Origin of the sequence: Litchfieldia stipae, assembly GCF_014837155.1 — a bacterium.
Lineage (GTDB): Bacteria > Bacillota > Bacilli > Bacillales > Bacillaceae_L > Litchfieldia.
The window spans coordinates 1-21,491 of sequence record NZ_JACYHA010000034.1; the positions used below are offsets into that span (position 1 = coordinate 1).

General features: G+C 37.9%; 21 protein-coding genes. 7 read left to right on the top strand and 14 right to left on the bottom strand.

What is annotated here, in order from left to right; genetic code table 11:
• Positions 1-229: 229 nt before the first annotated feature.
• The gene (locus F7888_RS21395; RefSeq protein ID WP_191783278.1) at positions 230-1,147 is read right to left on the bottom strand and encodes a proline dehydrogenase family protein; all 918 of its coding nucleotides are present in this window, start codon (positions 1,145-1,147) and stop codon (positions 230-232) included.
• 349 nt (positions 1,148-1,496) lie between these two features.
• Here F7888_RS21395 and F7888_RS21400 point away from each other — a divergent pair, with 349 nt between their 5' ends.
• Positions 1,497-1,814, top strand: coding sequence for a hypothetical protein (locus F7888_RS21400; protein WP_225228948.1), 318 nt, complete (start codon positions 1,497-1,499; stop codon positions 1,812-1,814).
• A gap of 20 nt (positions 1,815-1,834) precedes the next feature.
• Positions 1,835-2,191 (top strand): spore coat protein, encoded by a 357-nt coding sequence (locus F7888_RS21405; protein ID WP_191783281.1) that lies wholly within the window; start codon positions 1,835-1,837, stop codon positions 2,189-2,191.
• Positions 2,192-2,248: 57 nt separating this feature from the next.
• Here the strand turns inward: F7888_RS21405 and F7888_RS21410 are convergent, their stop codons facing one another.
• The 7 genes from F7888_RS21410 to F7888_RS21440 form a co-directional block, all read right to left on the bottom strand.
• Entirely contained in the window at positions 2,249-2,494 is a 246-nt protein-coding gene (locus tag F7888_RS21410) for a YusU family protein (protein WP_191783283.1), read from the bottom strand.
• Positions 2,495-2,503: 9 nt separating this feature from the next.
• A complete protein-coding gene (locus F7888_RS21415) occupies positions 2,504-3,454 on the bottom strand; it encodes a Gfo/Idh/MocA family protein (protein ID WP_191783284.1) in 951 nt (316 codons plus the stop codon).
• Between the two features lie 59 nt (positions 3,455-3,513).
• A complete protein-coding gene (locus F7888_RS21420) occupies positions 3,514-4,269 on the bottom strand; it encodes a (S)-benzoin forming benzil reductase (protein ID WP_191783286.1) in 756 nt (251 codons plus the stop codon).
• Positions 4,270-4,281: 12 nt separating this feature from the next.
• On the bottom strand, positions 4,282-4,743 hold the full coding sequence (locus F7888_RS21425; RefSeq protein ID WP_191783288.1) for a site-2 protease family protein: 462 nt from the start codon (positions 4,741-4,743) through the stop codon (positions 4,282-4,284).
• 70 nt (positions 4,744-4,813) lie between these two features.
• Positions 4,814-5,896, bottom strand: coding sequence for a Ger(x)C family spore germination protein (locus F7888_RS21430; RefSeq protein ID WP_191783290.1), 1,083 nt, complete (start codon positions 5,894-5,896; stop codon positions 4,814-4,816).
• On the bottom strand, positions 5,893-6,975 hold the full coding sequence (locus F7888_RS21435; protein ID WP_191783292.1) for a GerAB/ArcD/ProY family transporter: 1,083 nt from the start codon (positions 6,973-6,975) through the stop codon (positions 5,893-5,895). Before F7888_RS21435 ends, F7888_RS21430 begins: the two co-directional genes overlap by 4 nt.
• A gap of 26 nt (positions 6,976-7,001) precedes the next feature.
• Entirely contained in the window at positions 7,002-8,486 is a 1,485-nt protein-coding gene (locus F7888_RS21440; RefSeq protein ID WP_191783294.1) for a spore germination protein, read from the bottom strand.
• 265 nt (positions 8,487-8,751) lie between these two features.
• On the opposite strand from F7888_RS21440, the gene F7888_RS21445 reads away from it, so the two are divergent.
• From F7888_RS21445 to F7888_RS21455, 3 genes are all read left to right on the top strand, one after another.
• Positions 8,752-10,203 carry a S8 family peptidase gene (locus tag F7888_RS21445; protein WP_225228949.1) on the top strand — a complete coding sequence of 484 codons (1,452 nt, stop codon included), beginning with the start codon at positions 8,752-8,754 and terminating at the stop codon, positions 10,201-10,203.
• 238 nt (positions 10,204-10,441) lie between these two features.
• Entirely contained in the window at positions 10,442-12,112 is a 1,671-nt protein-coding gene (locus F7888_RS21450; RefSeq protein ID WP_191783316.1) for a DUF6044 family protein, read from the top strand.
• A gap of 44 nt (positions 12,113-12,156) precedes the next feature.
• On the top strand, positions 12,157-13,179 hold the full coding sequence (locus F7888_RS21455; RefSeq protein WP_191783295.1) for a glycosyltransferase family 2 protein: 1,023 nt from the start codon (positions 12,157-12,159) through the stop codon (positions 13,177-13,179).
• 54 nt (positions 13,180-13,233) lie between these two features.
• Here the strand turns inward: F7888_RS21455 and F7888_RS21460 are convergent, their stop codons facing one another.
• From F7888_RS21460 to F7888_RS21470, 3 genes are all read right to left on the bottom strand, one after another.
• Complete coding sequence (locus F7888_RS21460; RefSeq protein ID WP_191783297.1) at positions 13,234-14,433, bottom strand: D-alanyl-D-alanine carboxypeptidase family protein; 1,200 nt, start codon at positions 14,431-14,433, stop codon at positions 13,234-13,236.
• Positions 14,434-15,151: 718 nt separating this feature from the next.
• Positions 15,152-15,325: a hypothetical protein gene (locus tag F7888_RS21465; RefSeq protein WP_191783299.1), complete on the bottom strand. Its 174-nt coding sequence runs from the start codon at positions 15,323-15,325 to the stop codon at positions 15,152-15,154.
• 135 nt (positions 15,326-15,460) lie between these two features.
• Entirely contained in the window at positions 15,461-15,634 is a 174-nt protein-coding gene (locus tag F7888_RS21470) for a hypothetical protein (protein WP_191783300.1), read from the bottom strand.
• A gap of 147 nt (positions 15,635-15,781) precedes the next feature.
• On the opposite strand from F7888_RS21470, the gene F7888_RS21475 reads away from it, so the two are divergent.
• Positions 15,782-16,726, top strand: coding sequence for a prenyltransferase/squalene oxidase repeat-containing protein (locus F7888_RS21475; RefSeq protein WP_191783302.1), 945 nt, complete (start codon positions 15,782-15,784; stop codon positions 16,724-16,726).
• 2 nt (positions 16,727-16,728) lie between these two features.
• Positions 16,729-17,610 carry a GNAT family N-acetyltransferase gene (locus tag F7888_RS21480; RefSeq protein WP_191783304.1) on the top strand — a complete coding sequence of 294 codons (882 nt, stop codon included), beginning with the start codon at positions 16,729-16,731 and terminating at the stop codon, positions 17,608-17,610.
• Positions 17,611-17,697: 87 nt separating this feature from the next.
• On the opposite strand, the gene F7888_RS21485 is transcribed toward F7888_RS21480, so the two are convergent.
• The 3 genes from F7888_RS21485 to copZ form a co-directional block, all read right to left on the bottom strand.
• On the bottom strand, positions 17,698-18,510 hold the full coding sequence (locus F7888_RS21485) for a hypothetical protein (protein ID WP_191783306.1): 813 nt from the start codon (positions 18,508-18,510) through the stop codon (positions 17,698-17,700).
• Between the two features lie 116 nt (positions 18,511-18,626).
• Entirely contained in the window at positions 18,627-21,041 is a 2,415-nt protein-coding gene (locus tag F7888_RS21490; protein ID WP_191783308.1) for a heavy metal translocating P-type ATPase, read from the bottom strand.
• A gap of 88 nt (positions 21,042-21,129) precedes the next feature.
• On the bottom strand, positions 21,130-21,336 hold the full coding sequence (gene copZ, locus F7888_RS21495; RefSeq protein ID WP_191783310.1) for a copper chaperone CopZ: 207 nt from the start codon (positions 21,334-21,336) through the stop codon (positions 21,130-21,132).
• Positions 21,337-21,491 lie beyond the last annotated feature (155 nt).

Below are 21,491 nucleotides of genomic sequence, written 5' to 3' on the forward strand. Positions count from 1 at the left end.
GAATTCCCCCTTTAAAACAAGCCTTTTTGATCTTATTTGAGAAAAAAAGGCTTGTTTTTTTCTTTGGAAATTAAAGTTATCAAAAAACGATAGTTTTTCAGTGGCCTCAGCAAAGCGACGAGGAGGCTCACCGTTCACCCCACAGGACGCGGAGTGTATTCAGGCTGCTACTTTGAAAGCAACATTTTATACGAGGTTAGTCATAACCCAACAGAGGGGCTTCTCTTACTTATTTCTTTATGACACCTTTTAGAACAAATGCCACATTGGCTGGGCGTTCTGCAAGTCGTCTCATGAAGTAACCATACCAATCATTTCCGAATGGTACATAGACTCTCATGCCGTATCCTTCATTTGCTAGCTGCTCTTGTCTTTCGGGCCGAATACCATATAGCATTTGAAATTCAAATTGATCCTTACTAATCTGATATTCCTTCACAAGTTCCTTTGTATACTCAATAATCGCATCATCATGGGTTGCCACAGCAGTGAAATTCCCATTCAATAAATGCATTTTTATGATTTTTTTGAAATTTTCATCGACATCTTTCTTCTCAGGAAAGGCCACATCTGGTGACTCTTTGTACGCCCCTTTAACTAATCTGAGGTTAGGATGATATTTATTTAGATCTTCTATGTCCTTTACTGTACGGTACAGATAGGCTTGAATGACTGTTCCAACATTATCAAACTCTTTTTTCAACTCTTTGAAAATATCAAGTGTCTTTTGGCAACGTGAATAATCCTCCATATCAATTGTGACGAAGACATTGTGCTTTTTCGCAGCAGATAAAATACGTTTCATATTATTCATGACGACTTCGTCTGAGATATCAAGACCCATGGACGTCATTTTCAACGAAAGCTGAGCATTTAACTGACCTTTACCGATAGCTTCGATTGCTTTAATCGAATGGTCAGCCATTTCATTTGCTTCCTTTTCGTTATCCACGAACTCCCCTAAATAATCAAGTGTAACCGATAAATTCTTTTTATTTAATTCCTTAATTGATTCAACTGCTAGTTCAATCGTTTCGCCTGCGACAAATCGTGCTGCACCAAATCTTAATCCATATTTTTTGGCAACCTTTGTAAGCGGTTTATTTTTTGATAAAAATAGAAAGAAATTTCTCATAACTTGTTCCATGGTGAAGCCTCCAATTCACATTAAGACTTATATTTTGTTGGATAATACCCTCATTTTATCACCATTTATGCCTCTTGAATATTAGCTGGAGAAAAAAATGTCGATATATCACCTATATTGTCAAAGGTAGCTAGAATAGTTCACCGACACTTTTGGAACGATATTAAAGTATTGGCTGTTTTCTTAATTAAGATTGTTGTTTTATTTGAAAGTGATGTTCAAGCAGGCAGAATGCACGGAGACTCCCGTGGGATCAGTGGCCACCCCGCAGGACGCGGAGTGTATTCAGACTGCGGGCTATTTTTATGATGAATACAGCCAAAGAATAAGATTACATAGGAGGGTTTCTATGCAAGGTCAACAGCAACAAAACCAACAAAATCAACAAATTATACCTAATACAATGAAGCAGAACCAGCAACCGATTCAATCAGAACCGCCAGCTGTTCTCTCATCAAAGGATTTACTTTATTTAACGGATATGATGTCTTGGAACTTATTGGCGCTCAAAAAGGCTCACTTTTACGAAAGCCAATGTGAAATATCAGAAATCTCTCAAGCCATGAAGCAGGCTTGCGAAATGCATGAACGTCATTATCGTACAATCTTAGGACATTTAGATGCTTCAAAACAACCATCTCAATCACAACAACAGCAACAACAATAATCGCTACTAGGAGGATGACAATGCAACAAAATCAACAATCTCAATCAAATATGATTAAGAATCCAAAAACGACGATTCCTAAGACACCATCTATGAATGATCGTGACTTTTTAAATGACATGCTGAGTACAGAAAAGTATCTGACTGATTCCTACTGTACAGCACTTAATGAAATGAGCCATGAAGCTCTTTATCAGGATATTCGTCAAATCTTCAATGAAACACAGGACTGCCAGCGTCAATTGTTTAACCTCATGTATAAGAATGGCTGGTATAAGCTTGAGGCTGAGGACGCACAAAAAGTCGAGCAAAAGCATCAACAGTTTTACAATTACACAACTACACAATTTCCAACTCACGACCATATGTTACAGTAACAGCCTATGAAAAAGAGGGTGGTTTCGTGAAAACGATTACCACCCTCTTAATTGATTCTATTTATTTGCACGATGCTCCTCATTTAGCACTTTTATCTCAGCGATGATTTCTTTCATCCCATCTTTAGCATCTGGATAGGTTTCATTCCAATGCTTTGCCAGTGGTGGCATCGATTTCGCAATATGAGAGTAAAGTGCCCACATTTGCACCTTCTGGATTAATTCTGGATTGCTTTCCCCCACCATAAGCTCAGTATATTTCTCTAATAACCCATCAAATTGTTCTTTTAACTTTTGATCCATCCTATTTATTTACTCCTTTAATCTTAGCTTTTCTAAGACAATTTGCGCTTCATAACCTGCCTTGAAATCATATAATTCAGCCTTCTCACCATTTAGCGCCTGAACTACATTTGATAACAAGCTTTTTGATTCCTCTGTTGCTTCAATTGGCTGAATTGACTCTCCAAGCTTTCCACCTTCAAGAGCTGACCAATTAAGTAAGGATAATGTTCCTTCTGTACCATAAGCAGTGAAGGAAATTCGTTCATCTCCAGCAATATCACTAAGTCCATTAATAATAAATGGAATGTTATCCTCAAGCTCAAGCTGAGCAAAGATACCGATTTCTGACTTTGATGGATCTGTTGGAAGCTCTAATTGACTTTGAATTGGTTTAATCTTCCCAAAGATTCGCTGTGCTTGTTGGATGAAATGAACACCAACCTCTAACACAAATCCACCTTGCTCCCTACTTGCTACCCAGTCATTTTGCTGCCAGAATCTTGGCCATTGTGGAAAATGCATATTCAACTCTAGTCTTCTAAGCTTTCCTACATAACCGTTCTCTATTAACTTCTTGAATGTATTTGCCCCTGGGCTATAGTTCAATGGGAAATTCATTGCTTGAATAATACCTTTTTCATCCGCCTTGTCCATCATTTCCTTCGCTTCTTCAATTGAATTAGCGAGTGGTTTTTCACATAGAATATGGATTCCCTTTTCAATTACGTCTAAAGCAATATGATGGTGGAACTTAGGTGGAACAGCTATATAAACGACATCTAATTCAACTTCCTCAAGCATATGTTTATAATCTGTGAAGCCTTTAGCCCCTTCTAGCTTTTCAACCATAGTATCTAGTCTTTCTGATAAGGTATCACATACAGCAGCTACCTCTATTTGTGGATGTTCTATGTATGATTTGATTAATCGGTCCCCAATAGCTCCCAAGCCTATTACTCCAATTTTGATTGGTTTCATCTTATTTCCTCCCCACTTTTCTAGCAAACTATGTATTTTTATTCCCCAAGCTTACCGAATTACACTAATTCGGTGATATGATAGACTCGACCATTTTCGGGTGTTCCATTAAGAATTAATTGTAGTAAAGCGTGTGATACTGTTTCTGGTGCACGTAATTGACCTGATTCATGATACTCTTTAAATTTCTCAACATCCTTGAAATCACTCTCATCAGACTGTCGAATCGAAGCCTGCATGTCTGTATCCATGACTCCCGGGGAAAATGATATGACGGTGACGGGACTTTCTTCACTATCTTGTTCAAAGGCAACTGTTTTCGTAAACATATCAAGACCCGCTTTTGAACTACAGTATGTAGCCCATCCATAAATAGGACGATTTGCTGCACCAGATGAAATATTAACAATCATTTTCATTGTATTTATTTCAGCTGTATAACGAATAAAGCTTGTTGATAAGATCATCGGTGCAATCAGATTTACTTCAATATTCATGGCAATGTCTGATGAACCTGTTTTTCCAATTGGTTGAATCGGCTCAACCATTCCCGCATTATTAATTAAATAAATCCCCTCTGCATTAGTGAAATCAATTGTTGTGAAAATCTTTTCCATCACGCGTTCTGTTTCTTCTACTTTTTGCAGATCACAAGAAAAGTAATATAAATTGACGCCCTCTTTTGCAGCCAAATTCTTTAATTCATTATTTTGACGTCTTGAAATACAAAAAATCGTATTATCCTCTTGTATCAGCTGCTCAGTTAGAGCTTTGCCTAAACCTCGAGAAGTCCCTGTAATAATAAAATACTTCACCTTTTACACCTCTTATTTTGTTTTAATTAATCTAATTTCTTTATACATTGATTTAATAAAAATCAGACCGTCAGATTCTCTCTTTAGTAGCTTATATGGTATGAGGTTAACGAGGCCAACCCAAACATTAAACAGAACGAATAATTCACTAATCATGTGATTCATATCAAGTAACAGATAAGCTAAAATCGCAACTCCTACATTAACCAATGGCCCCCCTAAAGAGATCAATCCACGCTGCCACTCACTGACTTCATGCGCAGATAAGTTGGTTGTATAGGCACCGAAAAAATAAATTGCATGAAATTGAAAGTGAATACCTCCAAATTGAAAGCTCACAAGCATCGGACCAGTGCCAATCACTACTTCTACCCCATCAATCTTCATCACTCTTGCAACTAGTCCATGACCCACCTCATGCAAAAAAACCGTCATTGGTACAACAATAAACAACAAGACAATAATAAAAAGCATTTCCCCATTCCTTTATCATTATGTGTCATCATTTCTTAATTCTTAGCCTTTCACTAAATTGTACCAATAGTCATTCAATTACACCAGTCTCGATTAAATCAACTTTTGAGGTAACCTTAATATCAATATGTTGATACACATTTTTCCATTGCTCCTCATCAAAACGGAGCTTTGACCTTTTGGCAATATAGCCTAGACCAACGGGATCTGTATTCAATTCTTGAAATTTCTTTAACATCTTTTCAGAACGATCTATTATTTCTTTCTCCAATCCCGAAACAATTTCCTCTACAACGGCTGGTGTTGTCTTCTCTCCGGAATATTCACTTAAAATTCCTTGTAAATAGATATTAAATGTCACTTGTGGTTGGCCGTTTCTTTCTTCTACATTGATATGTCTGGTTGATACGATCCGCATAATAGATGCATCTTCATTAGCGTCTTTTAAATGTAAGGTATGTGTTCCTTCACTAAAGTTTTGCACGAGTGCCTTGAAGAAAAAAAGATTTACTGGGTCAATAACATCGACCATCTTATCCCCTTTAAAAATCGCCAATCCAATGATTTGCGCCTTGTTTCCTGTCTTTCTTAAATATGGAAGATATGGGTCCATTCCCATCGCATTATTGCGGAACATATATAGATGTAAGTTCATATCAGGTAAATCTCGTATTTCCATATTATGCTCAATTAAAGTTCGTAAATAATAACCAGTTCCGCGATTACCGAGAGTCTCTTTTAATAAATCCTCTGTTTGACCATCCACAATCCCCAGAAAAACCTTTGATCCTATACTTGCATCTCTTTGAAGAGCATCTGCATAATCATTGATCCCCTCTCTTGCAATCTCCTCACTATAAAGGGCAACCTTAATACCTCCAGTTACCATAGGATCGGCTGATTTATTTTGCAGCTTATTAATCACTTCCTTAGCCAAAGTAGATTCTTCAACAAAGTTCTCATTACCTATGCTTTTATCTGCCTGGAATACTGGTATAATTGCTGTTCCTTTAATCGTTTTCCCTTCCACTTTGTCAATTCCAATCGCACTTGCTACATTGACATCATCAAGTATTTCTTTGTCGACTCTGCCAAAAGTATAGGTAAATACCAAGAGAATAAATACACATATGAAAATGATTAGATTCTTCATTGTCTCACCCTCACTTTATTGACAATCATTGAAAGAAAATATAAGCAAGGAATATATAGATAAATTAGATATAACCCTACTTTGCTATAATAATTAAGAAGCATGTTTATTTCAGTTCTATTCGTTAGCATGCCTGAGGTAACAAGGACAATGACACATAATATCCAAATGGAGTATTTTTGCCTAATATGAAATATTCTCTTAATAAGGCGACTGGAGCCCCACAGACTTAAACAAATATTTGGCAATATAATAAACATCCATGAAGCAATTCCAATATACTCAAACCGCTCTACAATTGGCATTTCAACGATTTTCCACATGGAGATGGTTGCCCAAATCTGCTTGTCTAATTGCACCATGCTAAAATACATCAGTGCGGTAACCCCTAGAATCAAATAAATCAGTGTTGTATATACCACGCCTAGATGAGCCCATTTCTTTGATTTCTTCGGATTCATAATAAAAGGATAAATAACAAGCAAAATTTCAAAACCAATTATACTGAGTGACATTCCCTTAGTTGCTTGAGCAATCTCAAGAGCAGAATGATCAAGTATAGGTAAGAGGTTACGGAAATTCGCAAACTCTAAAGGAAATACAATAGTCAAAAATAAGTAGGCCGGTAGAACAATGCTGAAGAAGCAAATTCCAGTAATGACTCGAAATCCTCCAAAAATGATATATGTGACTAATAAAAGCAAATATATCGTAAAAATCCAGATGTTCATCTCTGGAAATACCCATACCTGGATAACCTCAAGAAAGGTCCGAATGACAACCGTACTTTGTGCCAATAGATAAATGAGGAATATCATACTCATGACAGTTCCAACCCATTTGCCAAATGTTCTAGAATGAATGCTGATAATATCCCCTTCTGACGCTTCTAGCATCCGGTACATCATGAATAAGATCACATGAACACTTAAGCCAGCTAATATAATTGCCATCCAGCTATCATGGCCAGCAGCTTTTGAAATCACCCGTTGGAACCCAAGTGCACCAATTCCAAGCTGATTCGTAGAAATGATGAAAAATACTAAGTATGGTGATATCTTAAATCGATCTTTTATCATAAGCTCTCAAGCTCCTTGCCACATTCCTATTCATCAATATCATGTTTTTCGGTTGCCTTATTTTGATCAAATCGTTCTCTATTACCCGATTGAACAAATTTAGGGCGCTTAGACAAATTGCTATAAGGGAATCGAACAATAGAATCCTTCAAATCATTTAATCGTAAAGGATAAATCGGTGCCAAAAATGGGCGTCCAATTGAGGTTAAATGAAGTAAATGTGTTAATAGGATAGAAAAGCAAAAAACAATCCCTAGCAATCCCCATAAATCAGCAAATAACAAGAATGGAAACCGAATCAATCGAATGGTGTTACCTATACTATAAATTGGCGTTGTAAATGAAGCTAATGCGGCTAATGCAACAATGATCAATAACACATTACTAGTTAGTCCAGCTTCAACAGAGGCCGTCCCAATTACAAGCCCTCCAACGATACCAATTGTCTGGCCAACCTTAGACGGTAGTCTTGCTCCAGCTTCCCTTAATAGCTCAATCGTTAATTCTAAAAATAATGCTTCTAATATTGGTGGCAATGGCACTTCTCTTCTAGAGGTTACAAGTGTGCTCATTAAATCCTCTGGTATTAATTCATAATGATAGCTAAGCACAGCAACATAAAGGGGGGTGACTAGAATTGAGAAGGTTACAGCAAAAAAACGGACCAATCTAAAAAAAGTAGCAATATACCAATTTAAATAATAGTCCTCAAACGATGAGAAAAACTCAACTAATGTTGTTGGTCCAATTAAGGCTTGTGGCGACCCATCAACAATGATTGCCACCTTACCTTCAACTAATGTTGAAACGACACGATCAGGTCTTTCCGTACTCAATAATTGTGGGAATGGAGAAAAATGATCATCTGCAATCATTTGATTTATATATGAACTATCATTGATATGGTCAAACTCAAGGTCTGTTAAACGTTGTAAGACTGTTTGGACATTTTCCTTATTCACAATATGGTCCACATATAATACAGCAATCCTCGTTTTCGATAATTTCCCTACCTTTACTTCTTTCTCTCTTAGTTGCTCTATCGGGAGACGTTTTCGAATCAGATTTAAATTTATATCTAGTGATTCAACAAACGCTTCCTTTGGACCTAGAACACTAAACTCTACTTCTGGAACGCTTACTTTTCTTGTCTCATGTAATTCAGCTCGTATTAAGGCACAATAACGATCATGTTTTGTTAATTGGATCATCACATGTCCAGTTAATAGTTTTTCTTTAATCTCATCCACCTTGTCAGTAATAGTCACCTTCTCAATGGGAATCACTTTTTGTATATCTTTTATTGATGTTGATGGATGGTATTGTAGATACGGCAATATATATTGATGAAGTTTTTTTGAATCCACTAAAGAGGTTTGATAACAAATCCAATAAGGACTAACAGCCTCTGTCGATTGATAGGATAGAAAATCGCTTGATTTATCAAATGCTGCTATGATTTCTTCCATTAATTTCGGCTTCTTTTCTTTGCTCTTAAAGAAGTTCAACATGATGTCCCACTCTTTCTTTGAACGTACAGGTTCAAGATTTCCATACACTAGTTTTTGTTGAAATGATTGGTAAATATGCATTTAGTTTCTAGAAAGATTGTTTTTTAACTAAAAAAGCTGAAATCTCCTTTAAAAACATAGTGTTCGTGCCTTTATGGATGATTACTTCATTATTTCTTCAGATCATAAACTTAAGCATGAATCACGAGTGATGGATAAATACTAAAGCATAGGTACAAAATCCATGACACGAGGTGAACCTTTCATGAATAAAAATAAACAATATGGACGCAGTATTGCCATCGTGCTTGGCCTTTTACTTGTTGTCCTTCTTCCATTTATGAACCGAATTGATAATGACAATGATGCTACCTTTGAAAGTAGTAGAGTTCGACTGGATCATAATGATCGGACAAACCAGTTCGATCAGGATAGCTTCCAATCTGACTCGCCTACGATTATTAATGAAAATCCAAGTCTACAGGACCATAGTCAAGCGAAAATAATGGATGTTGACTCGATTCAGCTCTATGAAGAGACGAAGGACGAGCTTAATACGAGTGACAATATGTCCATTATTCTTCATAATGCGACCGAAAAAAGTCATTATATAAAACATCAGGTTGTTGTTGATTTTAAAAATGGTCAGATTCCTTCTGAAGAAGAATTATCTTCTATCATTGAAGAGATTGATGGGAAGCTATTAAAGAAATTTGATTCTTCCTACATCTTCAAGTCAAATTCCTTATCAACAGAAGAGCTTCAGTCCTTTTTTTCCAAGAGAGCTGATGTTGAAATTGTGGAACCTAATTTCATCTTGATTCCAAATGAAGACAAACGTACATTTCTTAATGGGCCAAATGATGCTCTATATAAGCGATACCAATGGAATTTGCCAATGATTCAGGCTGAATCAGGTTGGGGAATTAGCCGAGGGGCGGAGGATATTCGCATCGCCGTGCTGGACACCGGTGTTGACTTAGATCATCCAGACCTCGTTGGACGCTTAACAAAAGGCTACAATATTGTCGCTGATACTAATAAACCAGAAGATGATAATGGACATGGAACACATGTCGCGGGAATTATTGCTTCCGTCACGAATAATGAGGAAGGTGTGGCTGGAATTACTTGGTTTAATCCCATAATGCCAGTAAAAGTAATGGGTAACGAGGGCTATGGTTCCTCATTTGATATTGCCAATGGGATTAAGTGGGCGACTGATAATGGAGCAGATATCATTAACATGAGCTTAGGAAATTACCGGGATTCAGATTTGCTTCATGATGCTATTAAGTATGCATATGACCATGATGTCATTGTGATTGCAGCTTCAGGAAATGATAATTCCAATCACCCAAGCTATCCTGCTGCTTATCCAGAGGTATTAAGTGTGTCGGCTGTTGATTACCAAGGGAACAAAGCTTCGTTTTCTAATTATGGTGATTATGTTGATATCACTGCACCAGGAGTCCATATTCCAAGTACTTATTTAGAAAGTCAATATGCTGCACTATCCGGTACTTCGATGGCTACCCCACATGTTGCAGCATTAGCTGGACTGATTAAATCCGTTCAGCCTGAATTAAAGAACATCGAGGTGATGGACATTATCAAAAGCACCTCCATTGATTTGGGGCCAAAAGGGCATGACCAATACTTTGGGGAAGGTCTGATCAATGTTTCAGCTGCATTAGAAGCTGCCTCTAACCCTTGAAAGAACCATCACATCTCAAATGAAATAAGATGGTGCCCACTTAGCTGGTGCCCTTAAATTGAAAATTGGTGCCTGGCACCCAATGTGGGAGCAGTTTAGTCCCGCGGTGGTGCCTGGCACCTTTTATTGACATAAATTTTTCATTTGTGGTGAAAATATCATTACCTTGTTAATATTTCAAAATTAGGGATCATGATTGGAGGAGTTCATTTCATTGAATGATCTAACACAACCACAAATCAATCAGATTGAACGAAAACTATTCTTTTCCGCCATTATTTTTATTTTCATATTCGTCTCACCCTATTTCATCCTTGGTGAGAATGCACATATTCGGGTACATGATAATCTTGATTCAAATCTAGCCTGGTACAAGGTGTTAAAGGAAAGTGGACAAGTATTTGGGTCAGTTAAAGCAAGCATTCCACAAGTGATAAATGGTCACCTTTCTCGTAATGCATATGGAACAGAATTTAGTGGAATTGTCTTACTCAATCTCCTCTTCCCTCCCATGATTGCTTATGGATTGAGCCAGCTTATCACTCGTTTTTTTGCCTTTCTAGGTATGTATTTACTTTTACGAAAACATTTTATTAGAAGTGAGAATTTAGGTTGGGTTCGAGTTGGCGTGTCCTTAACCTTTGCCCTTACCCCTTTTTGGCCGTCAGGAATGCTAAGCACTTTAGGAATGCCTCTCGCCTTATGGGCATTTTTAAACATTCGACAGGGTGAACGCTCTGCAATCAATTGGATTACATTAGCACTTATTCCGTTGTATGCAAGCATCGTCTTAGGCTTCTTTTTCTTTCTTAGTGCGATGGGATTCTTCTGGTTGAGTGATGTTATACGAGGGAAAGGATGGAACCTGCGCTTTTTCTTTGCCATCGTCTTTATGACATCGGTGTTTTTATTAGTCGACTATCGACTGGTCTACTCCTTTTTATTTGACCATGTCCCTAATAGTCGTGATGAATACTTCCACGCCCGCTTAACCTTATTCCATTCACTTCGTCTCACATTTAAAAACTACATACTTGGGCATACCCATGTGATGACAGTTCATGGACTGTTCATTTTACCAACAACACTGCTTGCATTGTTTCCTGTGATTGCGAACAAAGGATGGCGTGAAGAAAAAACTTTTATCGTGCTGCATATCATAAATTTCGTCTTATCTGCTTGGTATGCATTTTGGTTCTATAAAGGATGGGTTCCACTGACAGAGCGGTTTCATTTCTTAGATACCTTTAATTTTGCGCGCTATCATTTCCTGCGTCCAATGATCATCTATCTTTTGTTTGCTTTGTCGATTAACATTCTTGTGAGAGCAGGAATCATTTGGAAGCGTACTTGTATGTTCTTAATTATTGCTCAGCTTCTCGTATTGATCGGTTTTAATGAAGAAATCCTCTATCATAAAAAGCCCTCATTCAAGGAGTTCTATGCAGAGGAACAATTTCGCGAAATGGCCGATTATATAGGGCAGCCACAAGAAACTTATCGCGTGGCTAGCATCGGGATTCATCCTGCGATTGCCCAATTTAATGGATTCTACACCCTTGATACTTACAATAATTTCTACCCCCTCACCTATAAGTATCAATTCAGAAGAATCATTGAGCATGAGCTTGAGGGAAATAAGAAATTGAAGCAGTACTTTGATGAATGGGGCGGGCGTTGTTATCTCTTTATAGATGAAATAGGCAAGCATTATATGTTTAAAAAGAATTCAAAAAAAACAATTGAGCAAATAAAACTCAATACTCATGCTTTTCATGAGATGGGGGGACGTTACATTTTTTCTGCCTTACCGATTAAAAATGAGAAGGACAATCATCTCACATTGGAAAAAACCTTTGACTCACGGGAATCCGCTTGGAAAATCTATTTATACCGAGTCGATTTATAAATTCAACGAAGATTGACAGACAACCTTTAGGAGGTCCATAGATCATGTCAGAACCGATACTTACGATAGTCGTTCCTTGTTATAACGAAGAACAAGTTCTTCCTGATACGATCAAGCAATTACTAAAATGCCTAGATGAATTGGTTCAAGAAAAGCTAATATCAATACAAAGTAAATTATTGTTTGTTGATGATGGTAGTCGAGATGAAACATGGAATAGCATTTATCACTATGGATTACATGACCAACGGGTGAAGGGGTTGAAGCTTTCAACCAATGTTGGTCATCAGCAGGCTTTGTTGGCAGGGTTATTTTCTGCTAAAAAACAATCAGATTGTCTCGTTTCAATTGATGCCGATCTCCAAGATGATATCTTAGTGATTCGGGAGTTTATCAAGAAGTATAATGAAGGTTATGAGGTCGTACTAGGGGTTCGGAATGAGCGGAAGACTGATACTTTTTTCAAAAAGCACACTGCACAGGGATTTTATAAATTAATGAAGTTAATGGGAGTGAACATGGTATATAATCACGCTGATTTTCGACTATTAAGCAAGCGTGCCGTTCATGAGCTTGAACAATTTCATGAGATTAATTTATTCCTTCGCGGCATCGTTCCATTGATTGGCTTCAAATCAACCAATGTATATTACAACCGGAAGGAACGAATGGCAGGGGAAACAAAATATCCACTTAAGAAAATGCTCTCGTTTGCCTTAGATGGGATTACCTCTTTTAGTGTCACCCCGATTCGATTTGTTTCTTTAATCGGATTTGTTTCCTTTTTTGTAAGCATGATGTTTGGCAGTTATTTTATCGGGTTAAAGTTAACTGGAAATACAACAACCGGTTGGACATCTCTGATCACTTCAATTTGGTTAATTGGTGGTCTTCAGCTCATTGCCATCGGATTTATCGGTGAATATATCGGAAAAATTTATAAAGAAACAAAGCGCCGACCAAGATATATTGTTGATATTGATACATTTAATTTGGGGTATCCAGCCCATCTTGAGGAAGAATCAACTAACCATGTTGTTGAACAAGATTTAATAGGTCAGTCATAACGAAAAAACGTTTGGAGCATGTATGATGTCCAAACGTTTTTTTCTGTTTCACTGTTAGCGGTACATTCGAGCCCTTCGTCTCCTTTTCCTTCTACGTAAATAGATAAAAGCGACGAATAAGAACACTACAATTGAAATAATCACATATGTTTTATTCGTTGGTTGAACGCCATTAGTAGCATATTCCTTGCCTAGAGGCTTGGTTCCCTCTACTATTTTGGATTTATCAATGTTGTCTAATGGATTAAAGAGCTGTTGGGCTGAAATTAGACGTTCGTCTTCCCCAATAATTGAGAGTTCTCCTGAAGTATCTACTGATAAATCAACGGTCTCGCCAATTTTTTTCGTATAATAAATCGGGTCCTCTAGTTGATATTTCACTTGATTGTCATCGGTAAATTCTTGCGGAGCAGTCACTTCACCTGTCTCAAAATTGGCAAAGCCAAAATCAAATAGTTTTTCAGTGTCATTGTACATCATTCGTTTAGTTGTCGCCTTTAATACAACTGCGATCAGGGTTAAGTTTTCCCTTGATGCTGCTGTCACCAGCGTATGACCTGACTGATCAATATATCCGTTCTTCCCACCAATGACTCCTTCATATGGCCATTCCCTAAGCATCCAATGGTGATTAAAAATCGTCGTATCCCAGCTCTCACCCTTCCATGGGAACTCGCTTGTCCCCATAATTTCTCTAAAGGTCGGATTAGTGATGGCGTATTTTGTAATCATCGCAAAGTCATAGGCGGTACTATAATGTTCCTCACCAAATAATCCATGTGGATTTTCAAAATGGGTATCCTTGACCCCGATTTTTTTTGTGGCAAAGTCATTCATTTGTTCAGCAAATGCCTCGACGCTTCCAGCAAGATGCTCGGCAATCGCCACACCAGCATCATTTCCTGAATTAATCATCAGCCCTTGTACAAGCTTCATTAGTGGAACCTGTTCCCCTTCTTCCAAATAAACACGAGTCCCGTCCACTTCTCTAGCCCTCTTACTAACAGTCACGATTTCATCTAATCTGTTTGATTCAATAGCAAGAATAGCAGTTACGATTTTCGTTATACTCGCCGGATACATTTTTTCATGACTCTTTTGATCAAATAGAACTGCCCCACTTGTCGCATCAATGAGGATCGCCGTCTCACTCTGAATCTCTGGCCCCTCAACAAGTTCTAGTTGAGCAAAAGAATGACTGGGTAGTAATAAAGCCATTGCTAACATAAGTATTAATACACGAATCGGTTTCATCCATCTTCTCCATTTGCATAGTTGTTGTGAATTCTTTTATTCGTTCATTACACTATTCGAAGTGAAATTTAATTATCTAAGCGTATTTTATCAGAAAATGAGGTGAGAACCTATAGATTATTTGAGAATTGTGAGATAAGTGGGAGAAAAACTGTCAGGGAGATAGGTGGAGATATATTGATTTTTTTGTTGATACTACTCATTTATTCAACGAAAATAGAGCGCAATCCAACGAACACTTGCCATAATCCAACGAAAGGGCTGCTTGATTCAACGAATGGACCTTCTTGGATGTTACATACTCTTTTATTCAACGAAAATAGAGTGCAATCCGACGAACTCTTGCCATAATCCAACGAAAGGGCTGTATGATTCAACGAATGGACCTTCTTGGGTGACATCTATTCTTTCATTCAACGAAAATAGAGGGTAATCCAACGAACCTTAGCCATATTCCCACGAAAGGACTGCTTGATTCAACGAATGGACCTTCTTGGATGTTACATACTCTTTTATTCAACGAAAATAGAGTTCAATCCGACGAACCTTAGCCATATTCCAACGAAAGGACTGCTTGATTCAACGAATGGACTTTCTTGGATGACATCTATTCTTTTATTCAACGAAAATAGAGGATAATCCAACGAACCTTACCCATATTCCCACGAAAGGACTGCTTGATTCAACGAATGGACCTTCTTGGATGTTACATACCCTTTCATTCAACGAAAATAGAGCCTAATCCAACGAACCTTACCCATATTCCCACGAAAGGACTGCTTGATTCAACGAATGGACCTTCTTGGATGACATCTATTCTTTCATTCAACGAAAATAGAGCGTAATTCAACGAATCCTTGCCATAATCCAACGAAAGGACTGCTTGATTCAACGAATGGACCTTCTTGGATGACATCTATTCTTTCATTCAACGAAAATAGAGGATAATCCAACGAACCTTAGCCATATTCCCACGAAAGGACTGCTTGATTCAACGAATGGACCTTCTTGGATGTTACATACTCTTTCATTCAACGAAAATAGAGGATAATCCAACGAACCTTAGCCATAATCCAACGAAAGGACTGCTTGATTCAACGAATGGACCTTCTTGGATGTTACATACTCTTTTATTCAACGAAAATAGAGCGCAATCCAACGAACCCTTGCCATATTCCAACGAAAGGACTGCTTGATTCAACAAAAGCACTCCCCATCTAAAAATCTACTTTTCTCAATATATTAATCTCCCCTTACAACATCAGGTACCAAATATCATTAAGGATAAAGGAAATACACAGTATTTATCGAATTCCTTCTTAACAAGATTTTCAGGAGGATCAGTGAAATGAGTATATCTACTAACACATTTATGATTGCAAGTGATTGGATGAAAAGAAACGCCCGGCCATTAGAGGTTGCTCGGTGGGAGTATTTTTTTGAAGGGGCTTCACGTGATAAAGTGATTCAATACTTATCTGCGTTTCAAAACAAGGATGGAGGTTTTGGTCATGGGCTTGAGCCTGATTTTTGGTCGCCGGCTTCATCACCGATGGCGACATGGGCCGCTGGACAGATTTTAATCGAAATAGGTGCGGATAGCAACGATAAAATCGTGAAAGCAATGATTCAGTATTTGACCCAAACAAACGATAAGAAAACCGGATTGTGGCCTTCTGTACTACCTGAGAATAATGATTATCCGCATGCTCCTCATTGGCATTGGCAAGAGGGTGTTCAGTCATTTTGGATGTTTAATCCAAGTGTTGAATTGGCAGCATTTCTTGTACATTGGTCAGCTGAACAAAGTGAGTCAGCCCTGGTAGGTTGGAATTCAATTGAGAAGGCAGTCAAACGCTTAATGAGTGCTGATGAAATGAATATGCATGAAATCAATAACTATCAACAATTCATCAAAATCATTCAGCCAAACGAGGAACAATTTAATTCAATCATTAATCAATCATTCCAAGTAGTTTCTGACAAAATCATCTCCCTTGCTGAACTGTGTGTGGATCGAGATATTTCTAACTGGTCATCAGGCTATAAGGCACTTCCTCTCGATTTCATTACGAGCCCTGAAGATTCTCTTTCTAGCATTTTCGGTGATTTAATTGAGCAGAACTTAGAATATTATAAGGAACAATTATCAGATGATGGGGTTTGGGATATCTCTTGGAGCTGGAACGACTATCCGGCGGAGTTTGCCATTGCAAGACGATATTGGCAAGGGATCCTTGCTGTAAAAAGATACAAGCTACTACAATCGCTTGGCTATCTAAAAGGAGAATAACGTTGAAAAAATTGCAATTTATAAAAGACTACAAACATATTGAGAACTATCGAAATAGCTTCAATGAGCTTGCTACAAAGGTGTTTGGAATCAACTTTGAATCCTGGTATCAAAAGGGGTATTGGAACAACCGTTATATTCCATTTTCATTTATAGACGAAGAACAAGTCGTCGCAAATGTTTCCGTTAACGAATTAATCTTTGTGATAAACGGGGAGAAAAAGAAGGCATTACAAATTGGAACGGTTATGACGCATCCGGAGTACAGAAACAAAGGACTTTCTGCTAGATTAATGAATAAAGTGCTAGATGAATATGAGGACAAGTATGATTTTATCTACTTATTCGCAAATGAGTCTGTGCTAGACTTTTATCCTAAGTTTGGATTTAAGTCAGTAGATGAGTATCAATATTCAATTGATTTGATACCAAGTAAATCAGGTCATGCTGCTATTCGCAAACTCAACTGTGATCATGATGAGGATCTTACTTTTATCTATCAGTACGTAACTAATAGAATCCCTGTTTCGAAGGTGTTTGGAACGGAAAATACCGATAGTATTGTCATGTTCCATTGTATGTATGTGTTTAGACATGATCTGTATTATCTAGAGTGTGAGGACGCAATTGTGATTTTCAAAAAGAATCATCATCAATTGGATGTTTTTGATATTATTTCAGAAAAAGAAATTGATATAAATGAAATTCTTTCAACTATAGCAGACGAAGATACGAATAAAGTCGTCTTTCATTATACGCCAGATTATGATGGGGTTTATGCTGAAAAGACCATTTATCACGGGGACGATGTTTTGTTTGTTAGAGAACATGGAACGAATCATTTTCCGTTACAAGTAAAACATCCTCTTACGTCACAAGCCTGAGTGGATAAAATTACTATTCATAGGCTCTGTACAACAAAAGCCTGGACATAATCCAGGCTTTTGTTAATATGAGATCAGATTATCAATTTAATGAATCTCTACAATATATGGAAAAACAAGTACTTCTCCAGCAATTTGAAATTCTGCCCAAATTTTATAAATGCCAGGCTGATCAAACGTTGTTTCAAATGTGGTTTCCTCATAATTCGTCGGGTGGACATGTAAATAATTCTCCGCATTTTCATCAAGAATCACAACATGCCCCATTGCCCCTAAATAAGGCTCCAAATCGGCTCCTGGAAGTGAGAATTCCAAAGTCACAGGTTCACCAGCCTTAGTTGAACTCATCTCAAGTGTTGCCTCTTGCTTATTTACGACTTTTGTTAACTCCTTGTCCGGCTCGAGACTGTCATGAGCATGATGGGCTTCATCTTCGCCGATTGTAAAGCGAATAGGTTCTACCGAATATGATTGACCCGTTGGTATAATATCTACAAATGCTGTATAGTTTCCATCTGGTAGCTGTTGGTTTGTTTGAAACACACCAACATCAATTTGATCCGGATGGAGATGTAAGTACTGATCTAGATGTTCATCTACAATGATTAAATGCAGGAGCTTCTCATGATTGACTTCTAGCTCTTCAACCGGATTTCCTGATTTATCAATTAAGTAAATATTTAGCCCCTTTCCCGATACCCTTACTTCTGCTTTTACATCACTATCTCCACTGTGATGGGCACCATGCGAATCATCCTCACCTGCTCCGTGTTCATGAGATGCATGGTCACTTGTATTCTCTGATGCTTCTTGATTGGTAGATTCAATTAGACCGTAAATATGGTAGACAGCAATAATGATAACCAGATATAAGATTGCTGATGTGATCCACTTTTTCATGATCCCTCTCCTTTCAGTAATCATGGTTTGTTTCGAGTACTGATATTGCTCCGGGACCTTCTCCGTCCCACTTCCGGTGCCTGGCACCACTCGTGGGACTGGTTTTGTCCCGCTTGTTATAATTTCACTTTTTGTAGTCGTAAGGCGTTTAGGACGACTGAGACTGAGCTGAATGCCATGGCAGCTCCAGCCAGCCAAGGGGCAAGGAAGCCTAATGCTGCAACTGGAATCCCTAATGTATTATAGGCAAATGCCCAGAATAGATTTTGTCTAATATTACGAATCGTCTTCTTACTCATAAAGATGGCATCTGCAATACTATTTAGGTCCCCTCTGATCAACGTAATATCGGCAGCCTCCATCGCAACGTCTGTTCCAGTACCAATCGCCATACCGATATCAGCCGTTGCTAGAGCTGGGGCGTCATTGATTCCATCACCAACCATTGCCACTTTTTTTCCTTGCTTTTGCAATGCAAGGACTGCTTCTGCTTTCCCTTCAGGAAGTACTTCGGCTACAACCTCATCAATCCCTGCTTGTTTGGCAATCGCATGAGCAGTTCGTTGATTATCTCCAGTGATCATGACGACTTCTATGCCTAATTCCTTCAGGCGAGTAACTGCCTCACGAGAGGTCTCTTTGATGGTATCCGCAACCGCAACTAAACCTGCATATTCGCTATCAACAGCAACAAGCATCGCTGTTTTCCCTTCATTCTCAAGGCCTTCCATCACCAGTAATCCTTCCTCAATGTCGATATGATGTTGGAACATTAATTTCCTTGTTCCAATCAACAATACTCTATCATTCACTGTTGCTTTAACTCCATACCCTGGAATTGCTTCAAAGGACATGACCTCAGGAAATTCAATTCCTTTTTCCTTCAATCCTAACACAATTGATTGAGCTAAAGGGTGCTCAGATTGTTTTTCCGCTGCACCTATCAAGCGTAACAGTTCTGTTTCATTTTCTTTATCTTTAATAAGAATATCAGTTAAAACAGGTTTACCATTTGTTACCGTACCAGTTTTGTCAAGAATCACCGTTGTTATTCGGTGTGTCATTTCCAGATGCTCTCCACCTTTAAATAAGATCCCAAATTCTGCAGCACGGCCTGATCCCGCCATAATCGAGGTTGGTGTGGCAAGACCTAAGGCACATGGACATGCAATCACTAGTACCGCAATCATTTTTTCTAGTGCACTTGCAAAGTCTCCAGGACTCGCTACGAAAAACCATACTAAAAAGGTAACAATCGCAATTCCAACAACGATTGGAACAAAGATTCCTGAGATTTGATCTGCAAGTCGTTGAATTGGAGCCTTTGACCCTTGGGCTTCTTCTACAACTTTAATAATTTGCGCTAATGCGGTATCACGGCCAACCTTTGTTGCTTTTAATTTCAGAAATCCATTTTTATTAATTGTTGCACCAATGACCGCATCTCCTATCGCTTTATCTACTGGAACACTTTCACCAGTTAACATCGATTCATCAATCGCAGATTTCCCTTCAATAATCACTCCGTCTACAGGTACTTTTTCACCTGGCTTCACATAGATGATATCAGCTACCTGTACTTCTTCAAGTGGCACACTAAGTTCTACACCATCTCGCAATACTGTGGCGTTCTTTGCTTGAAGGTTCATGAGTTTTTTTATCGCTTCAGATGAACGACCTTTTGCTCTTGCCTCAAATAACTTCCCTAAAATAATTAAAGTAATTAATATTGCACTTGTTTCATAATAAAGTTCAACCATATGAGCATTTGAACCAATGGAAGCTATTGATAAATAAACACTATAAAAGTAGGCTGCTGATGTTCCTAATGCTACAAGCACATCCATATTTGCACTACCATTTCGTAACGCCTTATAAGCCCCAACATAAAATTGTTTTCCAATATAAAACTGAACAGGTGTAGCGAGTGCCATCTGTACCCATGGATTCATGAACAAATCAGGTACATAAATAAACTGAGTAAACGTAAAGTGACCCACCATCGCCCATAGTAGTGGTAAAGATAAAATGAGTGAGAAAATAAATTTCCCAGTCTGCGTTTCTACCTCTTTTGCACGCTGATCAGAAGCTTCTTCTCTATTTTCACTCTTAATCTTTGCACCATAACCTAGTTTATCTACCTTTGTAATCACATCTGCAACAGATAGAACTGCTGGATTGTATTCAACTGTTGCGGATTCCAAAGCAAGATTAACTGTTGCATTTGTGACACCATCCATCTTATTTATGCCTTTTTCAATTCTAGTTGAACAAGCTGCACAGGTCATCCCAGTGATTGAAAGTTCTTTTTTCTCTAAAACTACCCCAAACCCTAATGATTCAATCTTACTCTCAAATGCTTCAAAGGATGTCTTATCAGCATCATATTTGATCAAGGATTTTTCAAGTGCTAGATTTACAGATGCTTCTTCCACACCTTCGATTTTTTTTAAGCCTTTTTCAATCCTGTTTGCACATGCTGCACAGGTCATTCCGGTTATTTGCAAACTCGTTTCTTTTAGACTACCCATCTCTAGAACCCTCCAAACATACTATATAGGGGTATATTTGATTTTAAAATAATTCGTGCTAACATTGGTAGCACGAACGAATTCAATATTATTCTACATCATAACCTTGGTCATCGATTGTTTCTTTGATTTTATCTACAGATACAGCTGCTGCATCAAATGATACATCGACTTTACCTTCGTTTAAATTAACTGCTACTGAGTTCACGCCAGTTAGTTCTCCAACACTAGTTTCTACAGCTTTTACACAGTGACCACATGACATACCTTTTACATTTAAAGTGATTTGTTCCATCCTATAACACTCCTATATTATGTTTATTTTTGTATAAATTGTTACACTAGTGTTGCATTAATTTAAATTCACTATTAAAAATACTCAAAATGTTCAATATTATTATTTTGTGCAAAGAAAAAGTCCTTTATAATGGATTAGTCAGGTGGTAACCC